General features: G+C 72.2%; 6 protein-coding genes. 3 read left to right on the top strand and 3 right to left on the bottom strand.

The genetic code is table 11. The features are described from left to right. The coding region (locus Q0283_RS00085; protein ID WP_298041855.1) for a thiamine pyrophosphate-binding protein at positions 1-1,323 on the top strand (1,323 nt) is incomplete at its 5' end. A 78-nt stretch (positions 1,324-1,401) separates the two neighbouring features. Here the strand turns inward: Q0283_RS00085 and Q0283_RS00080 are convergent. Together Q0283_RS00080 and Q0283_RS00075 are read right to left on the bottom strand one after the other, a co-directional pair. Further along, positions 1,402-1,836: a pyridoxamine 5'-phosphate oxidase family protein gene (locus Q0283_RS00080; protein WP_183523443.1), complete on the bottom strand. Its 435-nt coding sequence runs from the start codon at positions 1,834-1,836 to the stop codon at positions 1,402-1,404. Between the two features lie 232 nt (positions 1,837-2,068). Then, positions 2,069-3,061 (bottom strand): inositol monophosphatase family protein, encoded by a 993-nt coding sequence (locus tag Q0283_RS00075; RefSeq protein ID WP_183523444.1) that lies wholly within the window; start codon positions 3,059-3,061, stop codon positions 2,069-2,071. 90 nt (positions 3,062-3,151) lie between these two features. On the opposite strand from Q0283_RS00075, the gene Q0283_RS00070 reads away from it, so the two are divergent. Continuing rightward, complete coding sequence (locus tag Q0283_RS00070; RefSeq protein ID WP_221243327.1) at positions 3,152-4,336, top strand: App1 family protein; 1,185 nt, start codon at positions 3,152-3,154, stop codon at positions 4,334-4,336. Next, the gene (locus Q0283_RS00065) at positions 4,326-4,829 is read left to right on the top strand and encodes a thioesterase family protein (protein ID WP_183523445.1); all 504 of its coding nucleotides are present in this window, start codon (positions 4,326-4,328) and stop codon (positions 4,827-4,829) included. The genes Q0283_RS00070 and Q0283_RS00065 overlap by 11 nt, the downstream gene beginning before the upstream one ends. 108 nt (positions 4,830-4,937) lie before the next feature. On the opposite strand, the gene gdhA is transcribed toward Q0283_RS00065, so the two are convergent. Continuing rightward, positions 4,938-5,954: NADP-specific glutamate dehydrogenase (gene gdhA, locus Q0283_RS00060; RefSeq protein ID WP_298041853.1), on the bottom strand; the 1,017-nt coding region annotated here is incomplete at its 5' end.

Below are 5,954 nucleotides of genomic sequence, written 5' to 3'. Positions count from 1 at the left end.
CAGGTCACCGTGCACCACGCCTCGGGCATCCCCTCGGCCATCCAGGACGCCTGGGCCCAGGCGATCACCGTGCCGCAGGGACCGGTGTGGGTGGAGGTGCCCCAGGACGTGCTGCTGGGCGAGGTCCTGGTCCCGCCGGTGCAGGACGCGCTCGCCGTCCCCTATGACCACCCGCCGCGGGAGGAACTGGTGGCGGAGTCGGTGCGCTGGCTGGCCTCCTCGGCCCGCACCGCGATCGTGGCCGGCGGGGGAGTGCGGCGGTCCGGGCCCGGGGCGCTGCACGAGCTGCGCCGCGTGGCCGAGCTGCTGGACGCCCCGGTGGTGTGCAGCCCCGGCGGCAATTCGGCCTTCCCCGTGGACCATCCGCTCTCCCTGGGCTCCTGGGTGGAGGACCGCTACGTCACCGAGGTGCTCGAGGACGCCGAGGTGCTGCTCGTGATCGGCTCGTCCCTCGGTGAGGTCACCTCCAACTACTTCACCCTGGAACCGCGCGGCCGGCTCATCCAGGTCGACGCCGAGCCGCGCGTGCTCGAGTCGAACTTCCCCACGCTCGGCGTGCGGGCGGACGCCGGCCAGGCGCTCGCGGCCCTCGCGCAGGCGCTGGAACGGTCGGCGGCGGCCGCGGGGGGCCAGGAGACCGGCGCGCCCGGCGGCTGGGCCCGGTCCGACTGGCACGGCCGCGGCGCCGCACAGGTGGTGGCCGAGGTCAACCGCCGCGTCCAGGAGCGACTTAACGGGCAGGACCTGCACCGGGAGCGACGGTTCATGGCGGATGTCCGCGCCGCGGTGCCCGAGGCCATGCAGACCTACTGGGACATGACCATCGCCGCCTACTGGGCCTGGAACGTGTGGGACGCCAGGTCCGGGCAGTTCCACTCGGCCCAGGGTGCCGGCGGGCTGGGATACGCCTTCCCCGCCGCGTTCGGCGGGGCGATGGGCCTGGCGCGGCAGGGCAGGCGGGGGACCGACGCGCGGGTGCTCGCGGTGGCCGGTGACGGTTCCGCCATGTACTCGATCGCCGAACTGGCCGCGGCCCGCCAGCACCACGCGCCGGTGACCTGGCTGATCGTGGACGACGGCGGGTACGGGATCCTGCGCGCCTACATGGAGGACACCTTCGGCCAGGCGACCGCCACCGAACTGGACCGTCCCGACTTCGTGGCCCTCGCCGGGTCCTTCGGCATCCCGGCCGAGCAGGTGGCGGTGGAGGAGGTGGGCCCCGCGCTGGAACGCGCCCTGGCCGCGGAGGGGCCGAACGTCGTCGTGGTCCAGACCCGGCTGCGGATGTGGGCGCCGAGCCACGTGGAGGACGCGAGGGGCTGATCCGGGCCCCGGACGCACCTGACCCCCGGCTAGCGCGTCAGCTGCCGGGGGTCAGGTGTTTTGGTGTCCATCCGGCTGCTACTCGAAGCGCTCTGGATGCTCACCGAAGACGAAGTGCCGACCGGTGACCCGGTTGACGTTGACCTCTACGTAGAAATCCTTATACGTCGGGACCCAGGGGTCAATACTCAGGGACTCGGCAAATTCGATCTCCTCGTCCTTCTCGAGCACCCGGGCGTGGCCGCGGGCCAGCACCGACCAGGCCTCGTCCGAGAGGATGCCGTCCGCCTCGAAGATGACCTTGGGATTGATGGTCAGCTCCGCCAGCTTGTTGCCGGGTGCCGTCCGGAAGTAGATCCGCTTGTCCCGGGCCACGAAATTCACCGGGACCAGGTCGAGTTCGTCGTTCACCCGCAGCCCGAGCCGGCCGTGCCGGGTGTTCTCCAGGACCCTCCAGCACTGATCCTCGTCCAGCACCAGGATCGGCTCGTCGTCGGCATGTTCGAACATCATGGCCCGGTCTCCTTCTTCCCTCACGGGGTCAGCGCCCGCCCGGCGTCGTCCGGAGGGACTTTAAGGTCCCTGTCAGCGAGCACTTTCATTATCGTGCGCAGGGGGTTCCACGGCTAGGGCCGCCGTCACTCTCCGGCCGGCCGCGGGCCAGGACGGTCGTCCCCGTCCTGTTCACGGTCATGGCACACCCTAGGCACGCCGGACCGTCCTGCATCAAGGGGTGGATGCCCGGTCAGCCCCGGACGCCGGCCGTCCGGTGCCCGGCCGCCCGGCGGGCCGTGACCGTCTCCTCCAGGACGCGCACCGCGGTCGGTGCCGTCCGCCCGGGGGCCACCGCCACGTAGCACGGTGCCAGGTGGGGTTCGCGCCGCTCCGGTCCGTCGGTGTCGTAGAAGCGGGCCAGGTAGTGGCCGCCCGCCCGGCGCACCAGGAGCTGGCCCACGCCCACGTCCCACGGATTGGTGTCCACCCCCAGCGTCACGTCCGCCCAGCCGATGGCCGTGTAGGCCAGTTCCAGGGCGCCGGAGACGGTGCGCCGCACGGTGGCGTAGGCGTCCACGAGCCGGCCGAAGCGCTCCAGCGCCACCGGGCCGTCGACGTCCAGGGCCTCGGCGGAGGGATAGGACGTCACCAGGTTCAGGGAATGCTCGTCCGGTGCGGGCGCCTCGACCGGCGCGACCGCGTCCTGCCCACCGGGGCCGGCCGCCGGAGCCCCGGCCCCCCGGGACCCGAACCGCTGCCCGTTGAGGTAGGCACCGTCGTCGTCCGCGGAGAACTCCAGCCCGTTCACGGGGTCCAGCACGACGCCGGCCACCACCACGCCGTCCACGGCGGCGGCGACGGAGATCGAGAACATGGCGAAGCCGTGGGCGAAGTTCGCCGTGCCGTCGATCGGGTCGATGATCCACTCCAGGGTGTGCGGCGCGGCCGCCGCGCCGGCCTCGACCGGGGTGAGGGCGTGCTCGTCCACCCCGTCCGGCCCGCGCGTGCCCCCCTCCTCCCCGACGAACCGGCTGCCCGGGACGGCTGCGCCGAGCAACCGCACCAGCTCGTTCTCGGTCGCCCCGTCGTGCACGGTGACCAGGTCGTGGGTGTTCCGCTTGGTGGAGAGGTCGAGGTCGGCGGGAGTGGAACGGAAGGCCCGGACGAGCCGTGGTGCGCAGGCGGCGGCCGCCTCGGCGGCGACGCGCCGCAACTCACGGGGGGCGGGAACGGAGGTGGGCATGGCGCCAGCCTAGCGGGGCCCCCGAGGGCCCCGGCGCCCCTGCCCGCACGTGGTGAACCACACGTGCGCGGGTGAGGGATACTGGATCCTATGGCCGATCGGACTCCTGCATCCCCGCCTGCCCCGGACGCCGTGCCGTCCCCGCTGATCGAGGACCGGGAGACCCTGGTCACCGAGCACATAGCGACGCTGGTCCAGGACCGGTGGCACCGCTTCCGCTACGCCGGTGCCCTGCGGCGCGGGCACGAACCGACCGTGCTGTCCTTCACCGGCTACGGCACCACCTCCTGGATCCGGGTGTTCTCCCGCGTGGTGATGGCGCCGGACGACGCCTTCGAGAACGGCCGCCGGTTGTCCAGGGTGGTCGAGGACGGCCTGCGCGGATGGCACAACTTCACCTCCCCGCCCGTGCCCTACGCCGAGGTCAAGGTGCTGGCGGGCGGGAAGACCTTCACCGTGCGCGCCGACCGCGGCGGCGTGGTGGACGCCCGCGTGGAGGTCGAGATGGAGCCGGGCTGGCAGACGGTCACCCTCACCTCGGACGGCAGCGAGCCGGCCACCTCGGACGTGTACATCGTCGAGGACGGCACGGTCACCGGCGTGGTCTCGGACATCGACGACACCGTGGTGGTCACCTACCTGCCCCGGCCGATGCTGGCGGCCTGGAACTCCTTCGTCCTGGACGAGCACGCCCGCACCGCCACTCCCGGGATGGCCGTCATGCTGCACCGCCTGCTGGAACAGCAGCCCACCTCCCCGGTCGTCTACCTCTCCACCGGTGCGTGGAACGTGGCCCAGACCCTGTCCCGCTTCCTGTCCCGCAACCTGTACCCCTCCGGCCCGTTGCTGCTGACCAGCTGGGGTCCCACGGAGGACCGCTGGTTCCGGTCCGGGCTGGAGCACAAGGTCACCCAGCTGGACCGGCTGGCCCGGGAGTTCCCGGAGATCCGCTGGCTGCTCATCGGTGACGACGGCCAGCACGACCCGGAGATCTACGCGGACTTCGCCCGCCGCCACCCGGACAAGGTGAAGGCGATCGTGATCCGTCAGCTGACGCCGTCCCAGGCCCTGCTGGCCGGTGGCCGCGCCACGGACACCCGCGAGACCACTCCCGGGGTGCCGTGGTGCTACGGCCCGGACGGGGCGGCGCTGTCCCGCCAGCTGGAGGAACTGGGCATCCTCGAGACCGGGCGCGCCGCGCTGCTGACCTGGCCGCGCAACGCCCAGGAACCGGGCCTGGACGCCGACTCCCGGGAGCTGGACGATGCCCGCTGAGCCGGGCCACGGCCTGACCGGCCGGACCGAGGACCGTCCCGACGGCGGCGGGCCCGCCGTGCGCGTGGACGTGCCCGTGCGCTGGGGGGACATGGACGCCTACGGCCACGTCAACAACGTGCAGGTGGCGGCGATCCTCGAGGAGGTGCGCATCCTGGCGTTCGGGGTGCCTGCCGGGACCGGGGCGCCGGGCGCCGGGGCGCCGGTGAACCTGCTGGACGGGATGCCGGACAGCGTGCAGGTGCTGATCTCGGAGCACCGCATCCGCTACCGGCGTCCGCTGGAGTACCGCAACGTCCCGGTGCGCGCGTGGGTCTGGGTGGCCGCCGCGAAGGGGGCCTCGATCGAGATCGCCTACTCGCTGCGCGATGGGGTGGACGGCACCGAGTGCGTCACCGCGACCTCCACGATGGTCTTCGTGGACTCAGCCACCGGCCGCCCGGTCCGGCTGAGCGAGGACCAGAAGCACACCCTCACGCACCTGGCCCCGTAGGGCCCCGGGGCTGCTCACGCGAACGGCGGCCGGGGACCCCCGGGTCTCGCGGTCAGCCGCGAGTGCCCCGGGCCGTCCCCGGCCGCCGGTGGTCCGACCGTGCGAGGGTCAGATCACGCCCTGGGCGAGCATCGCGTCGGCGACCTTGACGAAACCGGCGATGTTCGCCCCGACCACGTAGTTGCCCGGGGTGCCGTAGCGGTCGGCGGTCTCGAGGCAGCGGTCGTGCAGGTCGGTCATGATCTGCTCGAGCTTGTCGTGGGTGTACTCGAAGCTCCAGGTGTCCCGGCTGGCGTTCTGCTGCATCTCCAGGGCGGAGGTGGCCACGCCGCCGGCATTGGCCGCCTTGCCCGGGCCGAACAGCACCCCGGCATGGATCATGTGCTCGGTGGCCTTCTGGGTGCAGGGCATGTTGGCGCCCTCGGCCAGGGCGACCAGCCCGTTGTCGATCAGGGTGAGCGCGGACTTGTCGTCCAGCTCGTTCTGCGTGGCCGAGGGGATGGCCACGGTGCCGGGCACGTCCCAGACACAACCGTCGGCCACGAAGCGGGACCGGCCGCCGCGCTCCTCGGCGTACTCGGCGATCCGGCCGCGCCGGACCTCCTTGACCTCGCGCAGCAGCTCCAGGTCGATCCCGGCCTCGTCCACCACGTATCCCGAGGAGTCGGAGGCGGTCAGCACGGTGGCCCCGAGCTGCTGGGACTTGGCGATGGCGTTCAGCGCCACGTTGCCGGAGCCGGAGACCAGGACGGTCTGGCCGTCCATGGAGCCACCCCGGGTGCGCAGCATCTGGTCCGCGAACATCACGGCGCCGTAGCCGGTGGCCTCCGGACGGACCAGGGACCCTCCCCAGGACATTCCCTTGCCGGTGAGCACCCCGGACTCGAAGCGGTTGGTGATGCGCTTGTACTGGCCGAACAGGTAGCCGATCTCCCGGGTGCCCACGCCGATGTCACCGGCCGGGACGTCGGTGTACTCGCCGATGTGGCGGTACAGCTCGGTCATGAAGGACTGGCAGAAGCGCATGATCTCGGCGTCCGTGCGGCCGGCCGGGTTGAAGTCGGACCCACCCTTGCCACCGCCGATCGGCATGCCGGTCAGGGCGTTCTTGAAGATCTGCTCGAA

It is taken from the genome of uncultured Citricoccus sp., assembly GCF_937871995.1.
Taxonomy (GTDB): Bacteria; Actinomycetota; Actinomycetes; order Actinomycetales; family Micrococcaceae; genus Citricoccus.
The sequence above is the reverse complement of the archived record's forward strand: the minus strand, read 5'-3'. Positions and strand labels throughout refer to the sequence as shown.

What these genes read in the sequence shown, in the direction of transcription:
- Q0283_RS00080 (WP_183523443.1), bottom strand. Translation starts at nt 1,836, where the DNA reads ATGATGTTCGAACATGCCGACGACGAGCCGATCCTGGTGCTGGACGAG.
- Q0283_RS00075 (WP_183523444.1), bottom strand. Translation starts at nt 3,061, where the DNA reads ATGCCCACCTCCGTTCCCGCCCCCCGTGAGTTGCGGCGCGTCGCCGCC.
- Q0283_RS00070 (WP_221243327.1), top strand. Translation starts at nt 3,152, where the DNA reads ATGGCCGATCGGACTCCTGCATCCCCGCCTGCCCCGGACGCCGTGCCG.
- Q0283_RS00065 (WP_183523445.1), top strand. Translation starts at nt 4,326, where the DNA reads ATGCCCGCTGAGCCGGGCCACGGCCTGACCGGCCGGACCGAGGACCGT.